Here is a 1,690-nt window from a genome sequence, read left to right as displayed (position 1 = left end):
ACGAAAGACCATCGAACATCGGCGCTTGCAGCACCGCAAGCTCGCCGCATAACATCAACCCCAAGACGAGGCCCGCTCTCCGCTAATCTAAGCCCCGATCTGAGCCAAATGTTCTGACGACGGACACTCGACATTCGAGGTCAGGACATGTGCCTCGTCGCCGAATCTTGCGATGATCCTGAGGTCCGGCTTTGGCAGGGCCATGATATGGCCGCATGCCATATCGACGAGATGGATGAGCAACTCGGGCTCCCAATAACGCAGGAAGATTGGCGCCGTTGCCTCTCCGATCATGGGCCGGTGAAATTTCCGCAGGTGGCGCATCAGTTCGGTCATCGCCATGGTCGTTTCCATGAACAACCCCGGTTCGGCGTTCCACATGCCCCGGATCGGATGATCTGAAAGCAGGTTCCGGGTAATGCGGTCATCTGTTCCGATCTCGACGAGCCAGGGCAAGGACCAGACAGTCTCGTGACTATCCCGCCTTCCATCCAGGCAAATCGCCTTTCCCGGATGCGCCTCGAGACGTTCCTCGAGATCCGGGACACGGGCCCCGTCGATGAACGCGTAAGTCTTCGACCTGCCATGATCGGGAAAAAGCACACCGTAAAGGCCTTGGTCTGAGACGAGATCCTCACGACCGACGGGTTTCAGGCCGAAAATGCGGCTCCTGATGATCTCGAATGACGTCGCCAGCACCTATCCGCAAAATAGTGCGGGAAAACCTGCTGCAGATCAACACCCTGCGGTGAGGATAGGCCCCTGCTCACGCTTCGGAAATGTCGGTGGTGTTGAGAAGCCCTGTGAATGTCGTTCTGGTAGCAACCGTGCCACGGTGCGCTTGACGACGGCCTCCGGGAAAATGCTGGCAAGCAGCGTGCTGCGGCCTGGCCGGCCGCAAAGGCCGACCCTGTTGCTGTCAGCGATGCGCCAGATAGTCCGCTGAAACGTAACCCGAGATACCAGGCCGGTCGGTGAGCGAGACTCTGCACCAGACCTTCCCGTTGTTCGTGACGCAGTTCTGGCGGGTGAGGCGTGTTCCGTCGGGCAGGCCGATGATGATGTTGTGATCGAGACCAGGGCCTTCGCGAAGCTTCAGCAGATCGTCTGGCCCGACGCCCTTGACCACTGCACCAGAACCGACCGCGCATGCGGTGGCGACCATGAGAGCGAAAAGAGCAGCAAGATGAGTGCGCATGATCTGACCTGAATCGTTTTGCCATCACTACGACACCATCGCGCCAAATGACAGCAGGCAGGTGCCGGACGCGGATAAGGGGCTGCACAAGACCAGCTATCGAAGGCCTGTTCCGTCCCGTAGAGCTGCGATGCCAGTCAGCGGCAGCTTCGGAGAATCCAGTCTCGTCGCAAGGGATGAACTCGACGGGCGGCTCTGGGCCAACCTTGCCATGCCCGCAGTGCCCGAAGGCACCGACGACGGATCGGCATCAACCTGCCTCATCGCGATCGAAGAAAAAATCCCCCCTCGGCCGACGAGGTGGGCGATCCGGTGACGCTGGCCGAGGCGCGCAGCGCCAAGCGGCGGGTGACTTGCCGGGGAGGTGAGAACGGCGGTGCGAAATTAGTCCACGGAAGCGGCGGCTTGGTGCTGCTGCGGGCGGTGTAAAAGTCGTCCACCTTTTCCCTTTCTGCGGTTGCCGGGAGGGCGGGAGGATCTACAGCGTGGAGC

General features: G+C 60.5%; 3 protein-coding genes. All 3 read right to left on the bottom strand.

Going from position 1 to position 1,690, the window contains the following annotated elements; all coding sequences use genetic code 11:
- Nucleotides 1-87: 87 nt before the first annotated feature.
- A complete protein-coding gene (locus tag C9E82_RS23875; RefSeq protein ID WP_119901236.1) occupies nt 88-699 on the bottom strand; it encodes a DUF4123 domain-containing protein in 612 nt (203 codons plus the stop codon).
- A 220-nt stretch (nt 700-919) separates the two neighbouring features.
- Nucleotides 920-1,198: an SH3 domain-containing protein gene (locus C9E82_RS23870; RefSeq protein ID WP_011749594.1), complete on the bottom strand. Its 279-nt coding sequence runs from the start codon at nt 1,196-1,198 to the stop codon at nt 920-922.
- Nucleotides 1,199-1,458: 260 nt separating this feature from the next.
- Nucleotides 1,459-1,690, bottom strand: a 232-nt coding sequence (locus C9E82_RS24905; protein ID WP_205962257.1) for a hypothetical protein, incomplete at its 5' end; no start/stop codon positions are given.

It is taken from the genome of Paracoccus sigandri (genome assembly GCF_003709565.1).
In the GTDB taxonomy this organism is placed as follows: Bacteria; Pseudomonadota; Alphaproteobacteria; order Rhodobacterales; family Rhodobacteraceae; genus Paracoccus; species Paracoccus siganidrum.
This window is presented reverse-complemented; position numbering and strand designations above follow the sequence as displayed.